Source organism: Corynebacterium parakroppenstedtii (genome assembly GCF_019754935.1).
Classification (GTDB): Bacteria; Actinomycetota; Actinomycetes; order Mycobacteriales; family Mycobacteriaceae; genus Corynebacterium; species Corynebacterium parakroppenstedtii.
The window spans coordinates 202,729-221,399 of the sequence record NZ_JAGSOA010000001.1 but is presented as its reverse complement, the minus strand read 5'-3'; the positions used below and the strand labels follow the sequence as shown (position 1 = coordinate 221,399).

The following is an 18,671-nucleotide window of genomic DNA, read 5'->3' as shown; positions in this document are numbered from 1 at the left end:
GGGGAGTTTTCCGGCTCCAGAGGCGAGTAAGTACACTGTAGGCTTCAGCGTATTCTAGACAGGCCAGTCCAGTTTTAAGGAGAAGAACGACAATATGAGCAATAATGCAAATCAAAACGGACGGCATGCTACGGACAATCCACGCGGGGCTGCCCATTCCTCCTCGAATGAGACAACCCACGGGACTGCACGAGTAAAGCGCGGCCTGGCGGAGATGTTAAAAGGTGGCGTCATTATGGACGTCGTCACCCCTGAGCAGGCCAAGATCGCCGAGGATGCCGGCGCAACAGCCGTGATGGCGCTGGAGCGTGTCCCAGCTGATATTCGTGCTGAGGGTGGAGTGTCTCGCATGTCGGACCCCGACATGATCGAAGGCATTATTAACGCTGTGTCCATCCCGGTGATGGCGAAAGCCCGCATCGGTCACTTCGTTGAGGCGCAGGTTTTGCAGTCGCTGGGCGTTGACTTTATCGACGAATCTGAGGTGCTGACGCCAGCCGATTATTCCAACCACATTGATAAATTCGACTTCACGGTGCCATTCGTCTGTGGAGCGACCAACCTCGGCGAAGCACTTCGACGCATCAATGAGGGCGCTGCCATGATTCGTTCAAAGGGCGAAGCGGGAACTGGCGACGTGTCCAACGCCGTGACCCACATGCGGACTATTCGCGCTTCTATTAATAAATTGAAGTCGATGGCGCCTGATGAGCTGTATGTCGCCGCGAAAGAGCTCCAAGCTCCGTACGAGTTGGTGCGTGAGGTAGCTGAGCGTGGATCCCTCCCGGTTGTGCTGTTCACGGCCGGCGGTATTGCCACCCCAGCCGATGCAGCGATGATGATGCAACTTGGCGCTGAGGGTGTGTTCGTCGGTTCGGGCATCTTTAAGTCTGGCGACCCGGAGCATCGTGCGCGCGCCATCGTTCAGGCAACGCAGAATTACGATGACCCCGAGACGATCGCCAATGTTTCGCGTGGCTTGGGCGAAGCGATGGTGGGCATCAATGTCGACGAGATCCCGAAGCCGCACCGTTTAGCAGAGCGTGGTTGGTAAAACGAGTGGATAGTAGTAACGAAGAGAGAACCCCACTTATCGGGATTCTCGCTGTACAGGGTGGCGTTATCGAACACCAGCGCACGTTAGAGCGCCTCGGTGTTCGGTCGCGTCTTGTACGCCGTCCTGCTCATCTCGAGGGAGTTGATGGGTTAATTCTCCCTGGGGGAGAGTCGACGACCATGTCGAAGCTCCTCGAGTTGGGGGGATTGCTCGAACCCCTGGCGGCAAAGATTCACAACGGGACGCCGACGTTCGGCACGTGCGCCGGTATGATTTTGCTGGCCAGTGAGGTTAAGGGGACACGTCCGGACGCTCACTGCCTATCCGCGCTAGACATCACGGTTCGACGGAACGCATTTGGCCGTCAGGTCGACTCCTTTGAGACGGATCTCGATTTCAAGGGGATTAGTCAACCTGTTCACGCCGTTTTTATTCGCGCACCGTGGGTCGAATCAGTCGGCGACGACACCGAGGTTCTTGCTCGTGTACCTGCCGACGACGACAAGGGCGCTATTGTTGCAGTTCGCTCCGGTCACGGTAGGGGAAACGTACTTGCTACCTCGTTCCATCCTGAAGTGACCGACGACGACCGTGTCCACGACTATTTTGTGTCGATGGTCGAGGAATCCATGGCGTAACCCAACAAAAGACTTATTGGTGGCAGTGCCATGGCAGGGGATGCCGGGACCAGGTATTAGACTGGTTGCGATTATCCCCTTCGTGGGGCTTGCATGTGTGTTAACAACTGAGGGAGTACAAAAATATGAGTGGGCACTCTAAATGGGCAACGACGAAGCATAAGAAAGCTGCGAACGATGCCAAGCGCGGTAAAGAATTTGCCAAGCTGATTAAGAACATTGAGGTAGCTGCTCGCACCGGTGGCGGTGACCCCTCAGCGAATCCGACGCTGGATGACATGATTAAAAAGGCCAAAAAGGCGTCGGTTCCCAATGACAATATCGAGCGAGCCCGCAAACGCGGCTCTGGCGAGGAAGCCGGTGGCGCGGACTGGGAGACCGTTACGTATGAAGGTTATGGCAACGGCGGGGTAGCGATCCTCATCGAGTGCTTGACCGATAACCGCAACCGTGCCGCGACGGATGTGCGTACCGCGATGAACAAGAACGGCGGAAATATGGCGGACGCTGGTTCCGTGGCCTATATGTTCAACCGCAAGGGTGTCGTTCAGTTGCCGAAGGAAGGCAATACTGAGGATGACATCCTGATGGCAGTCCTGGATGCCGGCGCTGAAGAGGTTAATGACCTCGGCCAAAGCTTCGAGGTCGTGTCCGCAGCCGGGGATCTCTCTGCCGTTCGCGACGCATTGAAGGAAGCCGGGCTGGAGTACGATTCTGCAGAGCCGGACTACCGAGCAGACGTTAAGGTTCAGCTTGACGCGTCTGGAGCTCGGAAGATCTTCCACCTGATCGATGCACTGGAAGAGTCGGATGATGTCCAGAACGTCTACACCAATATGGATCTTTCCGACGAGGTTCTGGCTGAACTCGACAACTAAGTAAAAGCCCTCAGCGTGTGTCGAATAGGCGGTTGGCGATGGTGCAGATAGGAGTAGCGATCCAGTGCCCGTGAATACCACGTTTAAGGGTGGATCGCGCTCCTTAGAGGGGACCCGCGTCATGGGGGTTGACCCCGGGTTAACCCGGTGCGGGATATCTACGGTTCAAGCTGGGCGGGGGCGGTCCGTCCTACCTGTCGCAGTGGGAGTTATTCGAACAGACGCATCCGACGATCTTTCCACCCGTCTTCTCGACATTTCCAAGAAGATTGATGAGTGGATGGATGAGTATCATCCGGATATGCTGGCAATCGAACGTGTATTTGAACGTGGTGTAGTCTCTACTGTCATGCATACCGCCCATGCGGTGGGTGTGATTATTGTTTGTGCAGCGCGGAGAGATATTCCGGTTTATATGTACACGCCCAGTGAAGTGAAAAAAGCTGTGTCGGGGAACGGACGTGCAGATAAAAAGCAAGTCACCGCGATGGTTACGCGGGTCTTGGGCTTGGCTGAACCACCACGTCCCGCCGATGCGGCCGATGCTCTGGCGCTTGCTATTTGCCATTGCTGGCGCGCTCCCATGTTGGGGCTATCCGGCGGGCAGAATCCGGGTTGGAGCGCTTCACGGCATAAGTGACGTCATAGTTGCGGCCGACGTCGTGATGTGACGATCGTGAGTAGAGAAAAGGGGTCCCTGTGATCGATTCATTGCATGGCGAGGTTCTTCATGTCGGTCTTAATTATGTCGTGATTGAATGCTCGGGCGTCGGTTATCGAGCAACTGCTGCGCCCTCATTGCTGGGGACGCTGCGCAAAGGGGAGGATGCTCGAATCCTTGTCACGATGAATGTTCGCGACGATGGGATTGACCTTTACGCTTTTGAATCCGACGAGGCCCGTCAGATGTTTGCGATGCTCCGTAAGGTTTCGGGGGTAGGACCCACATCCGCAATGGCAATTTGCTCTATTTTTAAGCCCGACGAATTTGCTCGAATAATCATTAACGAGGATGACGCTGAATTAAGAAATGTCAAGGGCATAGGTAAAAGAACAGCGGAGAGAATCATCGTCGATTTAAAGTCGAAGGTGGCTGTATTCGATTCTGGAGATTCTGCTGGCGAACCACAATCGGGAGTGGGTGCAAATTCGGATGCCGACGCCGACAGTGGCGTTGTGGGCACGGTTACTCAAGCCCTTGTCGAACTAGGTTTTCCGGAAAAACAAGCCGAAAAGACTGCCACGTCCGCTGCGGCTGAGGGAGGATCTGTGTCGGAGATTCTGAAGCGCGCCTTGCGATCGATGTCATCCGAGAGGAACTAAAAGATGGGCAACATCGAAAAAACTGAGTTCCAACTACCCGATGACAAAGGCGGCTCCCAGAATCGGGGCGGGGCGGCGCCCACGATGGGAAAAGATGACGAATTTGCTTCCGGAATTCGTCCTGTTGATCCGAGCGAGCAAAGCGACGATGCAGATGCCGAATTGTCACTGCGTCCGCGCAGCTTGGATGAGTTCATTGGGCAGTCCAAGGTCCGCGAACAATTAGAGTTGGTCATCTCTGGGGCCAAGGCTCGCCGAGTTGTTCCTGATCACATTCTCTTAGCTGGCCCGCCGGGCTTGGGCAAGACAACCATGGCGATGATTATTGCCCAAGAGATGGGGACGTCATTGCGGATGACGTCGGGTCCTGCGCTGGAAAAGACGGGTGATCTCGCCGCCATGCTCTCGAATTTGATGGAGGGGGATGTTCTCTTTATCGACGAAATTCACCGCATGGCGCGCCCGGCAGAGGAAATGCTGTATATGGCGATGGAGGATTTCCGCATCGACGTCATCGTCGGAAAAGGCCCGGGTGCAACGAGCATCCCCTTGGATTTACCCCCCTTCACCCTGGTGGGGGCGACCACCCGAGCGGGAATGTTGACGGGGCCGCTGCGTGACCGTTTCGGATTCACCGCTCAGATGGAGTTTTACTCGGCGGCTGACCTCACGAAAGTTGTCACGCGTGCGGCACGTCTACTCGATATTGATATTAAGGCCGACGCCGCGAAGGAAATTGCGTCGCGGAGTCGAGGTACACCCCGTATAGCTAACCGCTTGCTGCGACGGGTGAGGGACTACGCCGACGTCCACTCTGGGGGCGTGATCACAGTAGAAGCAGCCAAAGCTGCACTCCTAGTTTTCGACGTCGATGAGAAGGGACTCGACCGGCTCGACCGTGCTGTTCTCGATGCGCTCGTCCGGGGACATGGGGGCGGACCCGTCGGCGTCTCGACATTGGCGCTCGCCGTAGGTGAAGAGCCCACCACCGTCGAGGAGGTGTGCGAACCGTACTTGATTAGGGCTGGGATGATTGCTCGCACACCACGGGGTCGTGTCGCCACAGCCGAAGCATGGAAACATCAGGGGCTGGAGCCGCCAGAGGGGACAATTGGTGCCTTCTTCTAAGAGACCTCTGGATCAATACAGTGTTATCCAGGAGTAAAGCTTTCCGGGATGCTCACCAGATAGTCCGCCAAGTTAAAAGAATTGACTCAATGTCCCTGCTCTATGCCAAGATGGTGCCATGAACGGTCTATGGATAATTATCCTCATCCTTTTCCTGGCGTTGCCCATCATGCAAATTGTCCGGCAGAACAAGAGCATGAAGCGCATCCAGGAGTTTCGCTCCCAACTGCAGCCTGGCATGACTGTTGAGACAGCCGGAGGCTTGCACGGTCGCGTCGTTGCGGTACGGGGCGACGTCCTCGACTTGCAAATTGCGCCTGGGGTTGTCGTTGAGTGGGCCGTCAAAGGCATTTTGGGACCAGTTGCACAACAGGAATCGCCAAGCACTACTGAGCCAGCCACTAGTGGGTCCCAGGGGCAGTCAACTGTGTCGACGCAGGAGACAACGACGGATCACGGTTCTACTGTCGAGCCGAGCGCTAGTGAGGACACCGCTGCTGATTACCACCGGCACTCGCCGGCCCAGAACAATGGCAGCACCGATGCCTCCACGGACTCGTCGACCAACGATAAGTAAAATCGCAATCGATAGTGTTCGGTCGTGACTGACAATCGCGCAGAGTAGATGCGCGAGTACAGTACATCGGCAGCAGACATGACATAACCTTCGGCTTCATGCTGGTTCGAACGCTATACGCGAAACGCCGACCCCGGGGTAAGACGATGCAGCGTGAAGCCTAGGGGTAGACTTTCTCAAGTTTGAATAGGCCGACATGAGCCTAATGTGACCTTCATACGACGGGAGACTCTTTTGGCAGCCCGGAAGAACAGAGCTCGCTCCACAAAATCCCGATGGCCGTATCGCGCCATCGGTATCTTCGTCATTTTCCTCGTAGCGGTGTACCTTCTGGTGTTCCTCACGGGGAATAAAAAGCCTGAACCCAAGTTAGGCATTGACCTTCAGGGCGGAACCCGAGTGACCTTGGTGCCTCAAGGTTCTCAGCCGTCCAATGATCAGCTTGAGCAGGCACGGAAAATCCTAGAAAACCGCGTCAATGGCATGGGCGTGTCCGGGGCAACAGTGCAAACTGACGGGAACACACTCGTTATTACTGTCCCTGGCGATGATTCCGCTCAAGCGAGGAACCTGGGACAGACATCCCAATTGTTGTTCCGCCCAGTGCTTAACCAACAAGCTGCTGCCCAGGAAGTTGATCGGGGCAAGCTGGCGCAGACCGTCGTCGATATGGCTAATCGATGGGTAAAAGCGGATGTGATTTCGCCGGATAATGCCCAGAAGGCCCTCGACGAGCTGAAGAAACAGTTGGAGCAATACAACAGCAGTGGTCAAGCCCAGGGGCAAGAGGCTTTTGCTATTCCCGAGTCGATGAAGATCACAGCGAAGCCAGAGGCTAAACCAGCCAACTCCATCGAAGAAAACAAGCAGCGTGAACAAACATCCGCCATGCTGCTCAAGGATCGGCAATCAGAAGACCCGACCACTTTGCAAGCGGCGGGATCCCTGTTGGAATGTAAGGGATCGGATCCGTTGGCGGGTCAAGACGATCCGGCCAAACCGCTCGTGACGTGTGATCAAGATAAGAGCGTTCACCTGCTCGATGCGGCACCAGTATTAGTGGGGCAGGAGGGGAAGAAAGATCCCCAGCGGCTCACTGGTGAGGAAATCGATACCAATTCTCCGATTACTGGTGGGTACGACTCCAACAGCGGGCAAATGGCCATCACGTTCAAGTTCAAGACATCCAATAAAGATAAGGGTGGCGACACGTGGGCCGAAGTGACGCAAAAGTATCAGGGGCAGCAGGTCGCAATCACCCTAGACTCCGAAGTGATTTCTGCTCCGACGATTCAGTCACCGACGCCTGCCGGCTCGACGACCCAGATTACTGGTAAGTTCTCCGAGGCCGAGGCTAAAGACTTAGCGAATAACCTTAAGTATGGTGCGCTGCCCATCAGCTTCGCTGGTGAGAACGGTGAAAAGGGTGGTACCGCCACCACCATTCCCGCCACGCTTGGTTTTGCTTCGCTGAAAGCAGGACTCATCGCAGGAGGCATCGGCTTAATCTTGGTCGCCCTGTATGCGCTGGCCTACTACCGCGGACTCGGCGTTATCACGATCTTCTCGCTGTTGCTCTCGGCGCTACTCATCTACGGAAGCCTCGTCCTACTCGGACGGTGGGTTGGGTACAGCCTTGACCTCGCGGGCATCGCCGGCTTGATCATCGGTATTGGTACTACTGCAGACTCCTTCGTGGTCTACTTCGAGCGTATTAAAGATGAGATACGCGATGGCCGAACATTCAGATCTGCAGTACCAAAGGCCTGGGAGCGCGCTCGCCGCACTATCTTGTCCGGTAACTTGGTCTCCCTGATCGCAGCTGTCGTGTTGTACATTTTGGCTGTTGGTGACGTTAAAGGCTTCGCCTTCACCCTTGGTTTAACGACGGTCTTCGACCTGTTCGTGGTGTTCCTGGTTTCGGCACCGCTGATTATTCTGGCGTCGCGCAAGCCATTCTTCTCTAAGCCGTCTGTGAACGGGCTCGGAGCGGTTATGCGCGTTGCGGAGCGTCGTCGCGCTGCCGGTATCAAGCTTCCGTATGACGTTGAGCGCGCTGAAAACGCCAAAGAGGATCAACCTGTACGGCGGCACATCAAGCTCGCCGATAGTCTCTCAGAAAATGATGAGTCATCGTCGGGCGGCTCATCGCGTGTCGATACCTCGAAGGAGGAGAAGTAATGAGTAAACGGCCTTTCTTCGAACGTATCTACACCGGTGAAGGCGGAATTGAGTTCGTCTCGCAGCGGCGTCGCTGGTATGGCATTTACGCCATCATCTTGGTGATTTGCCTCGTATCCATTATTTTCCGTGGATTTACACTGGGCATCGACTTTGAGGGTGGCACCAAGATAACGATGCCCGCCGGTGACGTGTCCAAGACCGAAGTCGCCGACACCTTCCACGAGGCCACTGGGGTCGAGGCCCAGCAAGTCCAGATCATTGGCTCTGGTAGCGCTCGCAATGTGGAGATCGAGTCAAAGCATCTTAACGACGACGAGATCTCCGAGGCGCGGGAAGCCTTGTTCTCGAAGTACCACCCGAAAGACGCCTCGGGTAAAGAAACTCCCGACTCTATCGGTGATTCGACCGTGAGTAACTCGTGGGGGTCGACGATTACTCACCGCATGGTTCTAGCGCTGATCGTCTTCCTCGCGCTGATCTTCCTGTACATCACGGTTCGCTTTGAGCGCGATATGGCCATCGCGGCTATATCAGCACTTGCCGTTGACGCGATTGTGGTCTCAGGGCTGTATTCGATCATCGGCTTCGAGGTTTCACCAGCATCAGTTATCGGTTTGCTGACAGTCCTGTCCTACTCGCTGTACGACACCGTGGTTGTGTTCGACAAGGTTCACGAGAACACCGCTGGGTTGACAAAGACGACTACGTCGACCTACGCCGAGCAAGCTAACCTCGCCGTGAACCAGACGATGATGCGTTCCATTTCGACATCATTGTTCTCGATCCTCCCGATCGGCGCATTGATGGTCGTCGCGGTCTGGTTGCTCGGCGTGGGAACACTCAAAGACCTCTCGCTCGTGCAGCTACTTGGTGTCATCGAAGGAACGTTCTCGTCCATCTTCTTGGCGACGCCAATCTTGGTTTCGCTCAAATCGCGTCAGAAGAAATATTCCGAGCACACCAAACGTGTCGAAGAATCTCGGAAGGCTGAGTCGTCGAACCAAGAGGATCAACGGGTTGCCGTAACCAGTGATGGATCAGAGATCACTGCTAGTGAAGACGCTGATTCTGAGCCATCGGCACGCTCTTCACGGAGAAGAGTATCATCGCGTATCGCTCACCACTCCGATCGAGATCCCGAGGCGGGAAGATTCCACAGTCGTGAAGGAGGCGGCGCGTCATGGCGTCCCGACGACAACCGCCGTCGCAACAACTCACCTTTTGATGGAAACTAGAAGCTGAGTCGGTACCCAACGCGTATTCTTCGGATAGAAGATCGACGCATCGTGTTTCCTGGCTTAGCGTTCCGCATGGCACGTTCTTAACCGTTCGTGTAGTTAGAATTTCCGCCGTACAGCGCCCTTGCTCATTAATCCGAAGCAAGGGCGCTAAACTTTTCTTAACAGCACATCCTGTGTTCTTACGAATACGGCATCAGTGCGCTTTGTACGTCCATTTTCTGACACGATCGGCTCCATCCGTGTTACAGCGATTCAAGAAGTCACGTCCTCAGTTCCCGTCGGCAATGCCTTCACTACCGCGTTCCCCACGTGCCCGCGTCCGCAAGATTATGACGGCCATTTCGGGAGCCTTATTAGTCACAGGTTTAGCCGCCTGCGATACCAATGACGATGCAGACGATGACCACACAAACGCCGGGTTTGCCTACGTAAGTGGCAGCACCCTCACCACTGTTAACGGTGCTAGTTCACAAGGACAGGCCTCCGATGCAGCGCGATTATCCGTCCGCTTATATCCCGGAGCTTTCATCGATGGGCCTAACGGTCAGTCCTTCGTCAATAACGATCTTTTCACGTCAATCCAGGCACCCGACGAGAACCGAAGTGCTGAATACGTCATCAACCCACGAGCCCAATATTCGGATGGCAAACCGGTTACCTGTGATGACTTTTACCTGGCATGGTTTGCCCAACATAAGAAAGAATATTTCGATTCCGATAATCCTCTTCTGGAACAGGTTGAATCAGTTACATGCCGGCATAACGAGAAAAAGTTCCGGGTAAATTTTGCCCGCGGATACGGATCCCGATACCAGAATCTTTTTCCGGCCGGGTCCGTTATGCCCTCCCACATCATTGCCTCCCACGCTGGGGTTGACGATTTAACTGGTGCGCTGGAATCTGCGGACTACCAGGTGGTCAAAAAAGTGGGTGATCTGTGGAAAAAGAGCTTTCTCCTGAAGGAAGACAATCTTAAGAATATTGTGTCTACTGGACCGTATTCGGTGAAGTCGATCACGGATAAGGATCCGACTACACATACGCGGTCAGTCACGCTTCAAAAGAATCCTCACTGGTGGGGTGACCCGGCGGAAATCGATGACATCGTGGTCTATCCGCGCTCAGCATCTTTAAGCGACCTTGCTCACCACAAAACACTCCGAGTCGTTGATAATGATCAAGCTCTTCCCTCCGAATTCCGTCTATCGCAGGGGAAAGGTTCCGCAGAACCCTCTGAGCCATCACCATCCACGACATCGCCAGCATCTGAAACGTCATCGGCAGCCGCCTTGGTGTCTTCAGCAGTACCAACCTCGTCAGCGGCGCCCAGCTCCTCCGTATCTAACGCTCCCAGCGAATCGCTTCCGTCGTCGGAAGAAAATAAACCAGCCACGAACGATAATGAGGGATTTCCCGCATTCTCAGTTCCGCACGACGGTGGCTCCTCGGCCTCTGCATCACGTTTGACGGTGGATTCGGAGAAATACGGTGTAATGACGATGCTCTCACGTCGGATTGACTCGCTCATCCCTGCCGACCACGGGGTCATGGCAAGTAAACGCATGCGCCAAGCAGTATCGCAGTGCGTTGATCGGGCAGCTGTTGCCGAAGCATCGTCAGCCCACTCATCGATGAAGGTTCCAGCCTATGGACTTCGATTGACGCCGGCGACGAGCTCATCCTTTGATGCGGTCAGCGATGTCGCGCTAAAGCATGGAAATCACGACGCCGCTGCCGCCCGAAAGGCAGCGAAGGGATCCACAGTTCGTTTGTCGTACGACCGCACGAATGATCGGTACGCCGCCATGGCAAATGCCATTCGCGAGTCCTGCCAGGAGAGTGGAATTACCGTCGATGATGTCTCGACAGACCATGCGGATAGCACTGCTCTAACGGACAGAGCCGACATTTTCCTCCAGGCGGTTGACCCCACAACGTACTTTTCGACCTCGACATTCGTCGGTGGAACCATTGATGAGCGCCGGCAAGCGGAAGAAGAATTATGGGATAGCATGCCGACGATCCCCTTATCTGCTGAACCCCGCACCGTGGTCGTACACAACGCAGTGAGTAATCTAGTTCCTAGCACCTCGAATGTTGGGGTCGGCTGGAACATGGATCGATGGAAGAAAGATCAGAATTAGATGACCGACAGTGAGTATTCATCCGCAGCCGATGCAGTGGCAAACTTAGTTCGCCGCGTGCCCGGTTTTCCGTCTGAAGGTGTGGTTTTTGAAGACCTCACTCCGGTGCTGGCAGATGCGGGCGCCTTCCGATTAATCGTCGACGAATTAGCCGAGGCTGCTCGGAGTTATCACGCAGACATCATCGGCGGACTCGATGCTCGTGGGTTCCTTTTGGGGTCTGCTGTGGCGTACCAACTGGGCCTGGGAATCCTCGCAGTGCGCAAGGAAGGTAAGCTCCCGCCACCGGTTTTTCATCGAGGCTATGACTTGGAATATGGCCATGCGGCGCTGGAAATTCCCCGAGAAGGCCTGAATATTCAGGGAAAGAATATTGTTCTTATCGACGACGTTCTTGCCACAGGCGGTACCTTGTGTGCCTCCCGGGCTCTCCTGGAGGAAGCTGGGGCGAATGTCGCTGGATTGGCCGTTATTCTCGAAGTTGAAGCTTTGGAAGGTAGGAAACGCCTGGCCGACCTTCCTCTAACGGTGGTAGGGGAGCGTAGTGAGTGATCGGTCGCCCTCTCGGGTTGGTTCGGTGAGTGCTCGTCTGGCTCGAAGCCTGACGGGGCAGAATCGTGCAAAATATAATCCGGTTTTGGAACCGATGCTGACTATTCATCGCAAGGTTCACCCGAAAGCGGATGTTGTTCTCATCAACCGTGCCTATGAGACCGCGGCGCAATTGCATGACGGTGTTTTTCGTAAGTCTGGTGAACCGTACATCACTCACCCGCTTGCCGTAGCGACGATTTGCGCTGAGATCGGCATGGATACCACCACGATTGTCGCAGCGCTGCTGCACGATACGGTGGAAGACACTGATTACACGCTCGAACAACTTGAGCACGACTTTGGTCCTGAAGTGGCTCACCTGGTGGATGGGGTCACCAAGCTGGACAAGGTGGCCTTGGGGTCAGCCGCGGAAGCCGAGACAATCAGGAAAATGATTGTCGCAATGGCCGACGATCCTGGCGTGCTGGTCATTAAAGTTGCTGATCGCCTGCATAATATGCGCACAATGCGTTTCCTCCCGCCGGAAAAGCAAGCACGGAAAGCTCGGCAAACCTTGGAGGTCATTGCTCCGCTGGCTCATCGGTTGGGAATGGCGACCGTGAAGTGGGAGCTAGAAGACCTCTCCTTCGCTATTTTGTACCCCAAGAAGTACCAAGAAATCGTGCGATTGGTGGCTGATCGGGCCCCGAAGCGCGACGAATATATCGCCCGAGTGTCGAAAGAGCTACAAGCCCGGCTCAAGGACTACCACATCAGTACAGAGGTAGTGGGGCGACCGAAACACTACTGGTCGATCTACCAAAAGATGATCGTTCGTGGCCGAGACTTTGATGAAATTTTCGATCTCGTTGGACTTCGTGTTCTCGTCGATTCCGTGCAGGAATGTTATGCCGCTCTGGGCGCTGTACATACTTTGTACCAACCGATGCCAGGAAGGTTCAAAGACTATATTTCTACGCCCCGCTATGGGGTTTATGAATCGCTCCACACGACGGTGATTGGGCCGGATAATAAACCTCTCGAGATCCAAATCCGGACCCACGAAATGCACTATAACGCTGAGTTCGGCATTGCGGCGCATTGGCGATACAAGGAGACCAAGGGGCACAACAAAGGTTCTGCAAAAGAACTGGACCAGATGGCATGGATGCGTCAGCTTCTCGACTGGCAACGGGAATCTGCCGACCCCAACGAATTCATGGAGAATTTGCGGTTTGATCTCTCCTCAAACCAGATTTTCGTGTTTACCCCGAAAGGGGACGCGATCACTCTGCCATCAGGGTCGACGCCTATCGACTTCGCCTACGCTGTCCACACCGAAGTGGGGCACCGGTGTATCGGCGCGAAGGTCAACGGCAAGCTTCTCGCGCTCGAGTCGGAACTCCACACCGGCGATCGTGTCGAGGTTTTTACGTCGAAAGACCCGGACGCCGGCCCATCGAAGGACTGGGAATCATTCGTCGTGTCGCCGCGTGCGAAGTCGAAGATTCGTCAGTGGTTCGCGAAGGAGCGTCGAGAAGTTGCTTTGGAGGCAGGCCGGGATGCACTCGCAGCGGAAATCCAGCGCGGCGGGCTGCCCATGCATCGGCTCTTTACCCCCGAATCGATGCAAACTATTGCAGGCCAGTTGAGTTTTAATTCCGTCGACCAGCTGTACACCGCGATTGGCAATAACAACATCACGGCTGGGCGCGTCGTTAACCTGCTGATGGAGCAGTTTGGGGGACAGGAGGAGGCGGAAGATGCGCTTGCGGCCCGCACTCCTTTGTCCCAGCTCAGGTCAAAGAAGAATTCTCGTGCCGATTCGGCGGGTGTTCTTGTTGAAGGCGACGCCGACTACATGGCGAAGCTGGCCAAGTGCTGTACTCCCGTCCCCGGCGACGACATTTTCGGATTCGTGACCCGGGGCGGCGGGGTGAGTGTCCACCGCACAGACTGCACTAATGCCCCGAAGCTGAAAGAAGAACCTGAACGTCTGATTTCGGTGTCGTGGGCGGCCGAACGTAGTGGAGCCGTCTTCACAGTGACGCTGCAAATCGAAGGGCTTGACCGCCAAGGGTTGCTATCCGATGTCACTCGAGCCGTGTCAGAACAGAAAGTCGCTATCTTGGCGACGAATTCTCACACTGCTGAAGACCGCGTTGCGGTGGTCCGTTTCACGTTCGAGGTCTCTGACGTCAAACAGCTTGGCTACTTGATGACCCAGCTGAGGAACATTGAAGGGGTCTTCGACGTTTTCCGAGTCACGTCGGGCGGTTAGAGGCGTCACGCCTGGCACGTGGGGCACCAAAAGAGGTTCCTGCCGTCGACCTTGCGCTCGACAATTGTGGTTCCGCAGACGTAGCAAGGGAACCCGGCGCGTCGGTAAACATAAACCTCGCCACCATGCGCATCGATGCGCGGTTCCCGCCCCATGGCCTCAGGCATGTGTTCTGGCCGAACGGTGTCGATTTTCCCCACGCGCAACCCCATCGTCATCGTTTCGACGAGGTCATTCCATATCGCGTGAAGGTCGTCGTCGGCAAGATCTTTACCTCGCAGCTCAGGGTTAAGCCCTAACCTAAATAGCGTTTCGGCGCGGTAAATATTTCCGACGCCTGCGAAGATGTGCTGATCCATCAGCAAGGTACTAATCGGTTTCGACGACCGTTTGATTCGCTGAAAGCTGCGGCTGGGATCGGCATGTGGGTCGAGTGGGTCAGCCCCGAGTTTCCCGATAGCGGCGTCTTTTTCTTCATCGGTGATCAGCCGGCACCACTGTGGACCGCGTAAATCAGCTGCCCGTGTGTCGGATGCTATTCGTAAACGAACCTGGCCTCGTGGTTCCGCGAGATCTAAGAAACGAAGGCTTCCAATGAGACCTAAGTGAATATAAACGATGTGTGCTGCTCGGTTAGCCTCGAAGTCAATGAACAAGTGTTTTCCGTGTGCTTCGGCGTGCTTAAGCACGGTGTGGTTGAGCTGATCAGCCTCTGTTGCGAATCGCCCCTGTGGCGAGCTAACAACAGTTTCTTGTCCGGCGAATTCGCGGTTCAGTGATGAAGCGAGCCGATGAATGACGTGGCCTTCGGGCATTCCTTAACTTCTTTCAGAGGGGTAACTGCACAAGTTGTAATTGGGCACTACAGTGCGTTATTGAAAATAATTTATATTTAGTAATGTGTATTTGCTGGTAACAGCAATCTCAGCCCCGATCGCATAAGCCCTGATCGATCTCCTTTTTCTATGACACAGCGGAGTGTACAAGACTTCATTACACTCGATGACGGTCCATTAATGAGAAAGGGCGATATTTAATGACTGCAGCATCACAAACAGTGAAGGGCGTTATCTCCCGGGCAAAAAAGGAGCCCGTTGAGCTAACAGACATCGTTATTCCGGAACCAGGCGATAACGACGTTATTGTATCGATTAAAACCTGCGGGGGTTTGCCACACAGACTTGGCGTACCGCGATGGCGGTATCAACGACGACTATCCATTTTTACTCGGGCATGAGGCGACCGCCGTCGTCGAGCAGATTGGTTCACGAGTCACTCATGTGGCCGAGGGTGACACGGTCGTTTTGAACTGGCGTGCAGTGTGCGGCGAGTGCCGCGCGTGTAAACGGGGAGAGCCACACTTGTGCTTCAACACGTTCAATGCGTCGAAGCCCATGACACTGACCGACGGAACTGAGCTGACACCAGCGCTGGGAATCGGCGCTTTTGCCGAAAAGACCCTGGTCCACGAGAAGCAGTGCACGAGGGTTGATCCCGACGTCGATCCCGCCGCCGCTGGCCTGTTGGGATGCGGAGTGATGGCAGGACTCGGCGCAGCCGTTAATACGGGGCAGGTCAAGCGCGGTGAATCCGTCGCAGTGATCGGCGCTGGCGGTGTTGGCATGGCTGCCGTTGCTGGTGCAGCTTTAGCCGGCGCGACGAAGGTCATCGTTATCGACGTCTCCGATGACAAATTAGAAAAAGCCAAGGAGTTCGGTGCGACGCACACGATCAACCCCAAGTCGTTGGCCTCCGAGGGTGACGATGAGGATGCATCTCCCGAAGAGCAACCAGTCGTCAAGGCGGTCAAGGACCTCACGGATGGCTTCGGTGTCGATGTAGCCATCGACGCTGTCGGCGTTCCGCAGACCTTTACTCAGGCGTTCTACATGCGTGATCTGGCTGGCCGCGTCGTTCTCGTTGGTGTTCCAACACCGACCATGAAACTCGAGCTACCTTTCCTGGACGTCTTCTCCCACGGAGGAGCCATCAAGCCATCCTGGTACGGAGATTGCCTACCAGAACGCGATTTCCCCATGTACGTCTCTCTCTTCCAGCAAGGGAAATTCCCCTTGGACAAGTTCGTCAGCGAGCGCGTCGGCATCGATGAAGTCGAGGACGCTTTCGAGACCATGAAGAAGGGCAATGTTTTGCGCTCTGTGGTGGTGGTATAACGATGGATTCCTGGAAACTGACAACTGAAGGCCAGAGCGAATCGGGCCTGAAAATTAGCCGGGTCGTCACGCACGGTGTGTTCGCACTCGACGGTGGCGAGTGGGAAGTCGATAACAACATTTGGGTCATCGGTGACGATTCTGAATGCATCATTATCGACGCTGCCCACACGGCCGATCCGATCGTCGACGCCGTCGCTGGTCGCACGGTAAAAGGGATTGTGTGCACCCACGCGCACAACGATCACATCACGGTCGCGCCAGAGTTGGCGGAAAAACTGGACACGCGGATCTTCGTCCATCCCGGTGACCAGATGTTGTGGGAACAAACCCATCCCGGAGTGGCTCATGAGGACCTCGAAGATGGGGAACAGTTCAGCATCGCCGACACAGCGATGTCGGTCATTAACACTCCGGGTCATTCACCGGGGTCGTGCTGCTTGTACCTTCCCGAGGCACATGTCCTTCTTTCCGGTGACACATTATTTGCCGGTGGGCCCGGCGCGACTGGACGATCGTTTTCATCGTTCCCGACGATTATCGAGTCGTTGAAGACACGTATCTTGACGCTGCCTGAGCGGACGGAAGTGTACACGGGGCACGGTGATGCGACGTCGATCGGTGAGGAAGCTCCGCATCTTGAGGAGTGGATCGAACGAGGATACTAGCGGGTGATGTGCTGCCGCGTGACACATTGATCAGATGCCGTCACGCGGCATTTTCGTATCGCAGCACTGGTTATATGAATATATGGAAAATGCCGACATCGAAGATGATGCCGGCATTCTGAAGCCCGATCGCGATGGAGCTTTAAGCGCTAACTTACCGCAGCACTAGTGATCTTGACTTCTTCATTGGGGGCAGTATTTCCGCTTTCATCCTGAGGCTTCGCGCCCTTGGCGGCAATACCATCGATGGTTTTCAGACCGTCGTCGGAAATCGAACCGAAAATGTTGTACTTGGGGGGAAGCTGCGAATCCTTGTACACAAGGAAGAACTGAGATCCGTTGGTGTCCTCTCCTGAGTTCGCCATTGCTAGAGTCCCGCGCTTGTAGTCAAATGTCCCCTCCTTGTCGCTGTCGGACACAGAGTTTGAAGGGTATTCATCCTTGAACGTGAAACCTGGGCCACCTTTGCCCGTGCCTGAGGGGTCACCGCACTGAAGGACGAAAATGCCCTCTGTCGTGAGCCGATGGCACACTGTGTCGTTGTAGAACCCCTGTTTAGCAAGAGACTCAATCGCATTGACCGTGCAAGGGGACTTGGAACGATCCATGGTGATAGGGATATCACCCTGGTTCGTATGCAAGGTGACGTTCACTGTTCCCTTTTTCGACACATTATCGCTCTTGGGGAGATCAGCTTGTTTCGAATCAGGCTGGTCCGCCTTGGTGTAGTCACACGTGACCGAATCGCCGTTGGTAGTTGTTTCAGCAGATGCCGCTGTATCATCATGGTCGTCACCGCCAGACGTCGCTGCCCAATAAATCCCGCCAGCTACTGCGACGAGAATGACGACAGTAGCGACGACGACTCCGAGGGGCCGTGCTTTCTCCACACGGTTACGCTTTTTCAGCTCTTTCTCTAGCGCTGAGAAGGCTTCCTCGCGCCTTTCTTTGTTGGTGCTCACAAACAATCACTTTCTATCAGTCTTGTGAATGACGGTTGGGGCTGCAGAACCATAGTTGCACGTGATAATAATTGCACGTGATAGGCGGCGACTAGTTTCCCGCTCCGACATCCTACTATGCCTACCATGGTCTTATGACTAACGACGTGACTATCACCATGACCACAGTGGGAGCCTTAAGCACGAATTGCTACATATGTACGCGTGGCAACGAGGCCATCGTTATTGATCCAGGCCACGGAGCCCATGTGCCCGTTTTATCGTATATGGACGACCATGACCTCACCGTGGCTGGAGTGTATTTGACGCACGGGCATCTGGATCACAGCCGCGATGCGGGAATTATCGCCAACCGTTTTTCAGTTCCGGTTTGGCTTCACGAGGCCGATGTATTCATGCTCGAGGACAGCGATGGCGCCTTTCGGGACATTGATCGCATTCTTGACCATGCCCACATGGAACAGCCTGAACGTGTGGAGCATTACGACATTTCGTGGATGGATGACTCCGTCACCGATCCGCAGCGTGGCAGCTATCCCGAAGTCGCTATTGGCGGGCAGACTACCCTCGAGACAGCCGTCGGCATGCTCACAGTCGTGGGCGCACCTGGGCATTCTCCTGGATCGACCATGCTTTTTCTGGGGGAGACGTGTTTCGGAGGTGACGTTCTCTTCCGCGGTGGCATTGGCCGGACGGACTTGCCCGGCTCCAATCCGCATTCCATGAAATCGACGCTGGCCGACGTCGTTAAGAAGCTTCCGCAAAAGACCATGATTCTTCCTGGGCATGGACCAAGCACCTCTATCGAGGAGGAGCTTCAGCAGAACCCATTCCTCCGCGGCTTATAGAAACTGTCACCTCGTTGAGGGGCAGTCACAGAAA

Annotated in this window: 16 protein-coding genes and 1 pseudogene; 15 read left to right on the top strand and 2 right to left on the bottom strand. The window is 55.1% G+C overall.

Annotation, left to right across the window (positions count from 1 at the left end; all coding sequences use genetic code 11):
* Window positions 1–94: 94 nt before the first annotated feature.
* The 12 genes from pdxS (at window position 95) to KCQ76_RS00880 (ending at window position 13,985) form a co-directional block, all read left to right on the top strand.
* Window positions 95–1,054, top strand: a complete 960-nt coding sequence (pdxS, locus tag KCQ76_RS00935; RefSeq protein WP_082089835.1) for a pyridoxal 5'-phosphate synthase lyase subunit PdxS — start codon at window positions 95–97, stop codon at window positions 1,052–1,054.
* A gap of 5 nt (window positions 1,055–1,059) precedes the next feature.
* Window positions 1,060–1,695, top strand: coding sequence for a pyridoxal 5'-phosphate synthase glutaminase subunit PdxT (pdxT, locus tag KCQ76_RS00930; RefSeq protein ID WP_046202251.1), 636 nt, complete (start codon window positions 1,060–1,062; stop codon window positions 1,693–1,695).
* Window positions 1,696–1,820: 125 nt separating this feature from the next.
* A complete protein-coding gene (locus KCQ76_RS00925; RefSeq protein WP_046202252.1) occupies window positions 1,821–2,573 on the top strand; it encodes a YebC/PmpR family DNA-binding transcriptional regulator in 753 nt (250 codons plus the stop codon).
* 121 nt (window positions 2,574–2,694) lie between these two features.
* Window positions 2,695–3,213 carry a crossover junction endodeoxyribonuclease RuvC gene (gene ruvC / locus KCQ76_RS00920; protein ID WP_046202399.1) on the top strand — a complete coding sequence of 173 codons (519 nt, stop codon included), beginning with the start codon at window positions 2,695–2,697 and terminating at the stop codon, window positions 3,211–3,213.
* Window positions 3,214–3,272: 59 nt separating this feature from the next.
* Complete coding sequence (ruvA, locus tag KCQ76_RS00915) at window positions 3,273–3,896, top strand: Holliday junction branch migration protein RuvA (protein ID WP_046202253.1); 624 nt, start codon at window positions 3,273–3,275, stop codon at window positions 3,894–3,896.
* A 3-nt stretch (window positions 3,897–3,899) separates the two neighbouring features.
* Entirely contained in the window at window positions 3,900–5,024 is a 1,125-nt protein-coding gene (ruvB, locus tag KCQ76_RS00910) for a Holliday junction branch migration DNA helicase RuvB (RefSeq protein WP_046202254.1), read from the top strand.
* A gap of 118 nt (window positions 5,025–5,142) precedes the next feature.
* Complete coding sequence (locus tag KCQ76_RS00905; protein WP_052722262.1) at window positions 5,143–5,601, top strand: preprotein translocase subunit YajC; 459 nt, start codon at window positions 5,143–5,145, stop codon at window positions 5,599–5,601.
* A gap of 234 nt (window positions 5,602–5,835) precedes the next feature.
* Window positions 5,836–7,782 carry a protein translocase subunit SecD gene (secD, locus tag KCQ76_RS00900; RefSeq protein ID WP_046202401.1) on the top strand — a complete coding sequence of 649 codons (1,947 nt, stop codon included), beginning with the start codon at window positions 5,836–5,838 and terminating at the stop codon, window positions 7,780–7,782.
* Window positions 7,782–9,020 (top strand): protein translocase subunit SecF, encoded by a 1,239-nt coding sequence (gene secF / locus KCQ76_RS00895; RefSeq protein WP_046202255.1) that lies wholly within the window; start codon window positions 7,782–7,784, stop codon window positions 9,018–9,020. Before secD ends, secF begins: the two co-directional genes overlap by 1 nt.
* 245 nt (window positions 9,021–9,265) lie before the next feature.
* A complete protein-coding gene (locus KCQ76_RS00890; protein WP_146003218.1) occupies window positions 9,266–11,170 on the top strand; it encodes an ABC transporter substrate-binding protein in 1,905 nt (634 codons plus the stop codon).
* A complete protein-coding gene (locus KCQ76_RS00885) occupies window positions 11,171–11,722 on the top strand; it encodes an adenine phosphoribosyltransferase (RefSeq protein WP_012731664.1) in 552 nt (183 codons plus the stop codon).
* Window positions 11,715–13,985 (top strand): RelA/SpoT family protein, encoded by a 2,271-nt coding sequence (locus KCQ76_RS00880; protein WP_046205186.1) that lies wholly within the window; start codon window positions 11,715–11,717, stop codon window positions 13,983–13,985. The genes KCQ76_RS00885 and KCQ76_RS00880 overlap by 8 nt, the downstream gene beginning before the upstream one ends.
* 5 nt (window positions 13,986–13,990) lie before the next feature.
* Here KCQ76_RS00880 and KCQ76_RS00875 read toward each other — a convergent pair whose 3' ends face one another.
* Window positions 13,991–14,800 (bottom strand): Fpg/Nei family DNA glycosylase, encoded by an 810-nt coding sequence (locus tag KCQ76_RS00875; RefSeq protein WP_046202257.1) that lies wholly within the window; start codon window positions 14,798–14,800, stop codon window positions 13,991–13,993.
* A gap of 221 nt (window positions 14,801–15,021) precedes the next feature.
* Here KCQ76_RS00875 and KCQ76_RS00870 point away from each other — a divergent pair.
* Window positions 15,022–16,159 (top strand): annotated as a pseudogene (locus KCQ76_RS00870) (S-(hydroxymethyl)mycothiol dehydrogenase).
* A gap of 2 nt (window positions 16,160–16,161) precedes the next feature.
* Window positions 16,162–16,827, top strand: coding sequence for an MBL fold metallo-hydrolase (locus KCQ76_RS00865; RefSeq protein ID WP_046202259.1), 666 nt, complete (start codon window positions 16,162–16,164; stop codon window positions 16,825–16,827).
* Between the two features lie 149 nt (window positions 16,828–16,976).
* Here KCQ76_RS00865 and KCQ76_RS00860 read toward each other — a convergent pair whose 3' ends face one another.
* Entirely contained in the window at window positions 16,977–17,789 is an 813-nt protein-coding gene (locus KCQ76_RS00860; RefSeq protein WP_046202260.1) for a peptidylprolyl isomerase, read from the bottom strand.
* Between the two features lie 134 nt (window positions 17,790–17,923).
* Here KCQ76_RS00860 and KCQ76_RS00855 point away from each other — a divergent pair, with 134 nt between their 5' ends.
* Window positions 17,924–18,637 (top strand): MBL fold metallo-hydrolase, encoded by a 714-nt coding sequence (locus KCQ76_RS00855; protein WP_082089836.1) that lies wholly within the window; start codon window positions 17,924–17,926, stop codon window positions 18,635–18,637.
* Window positions 18,638–18,671: the final 34 nt, after the last annotated feature.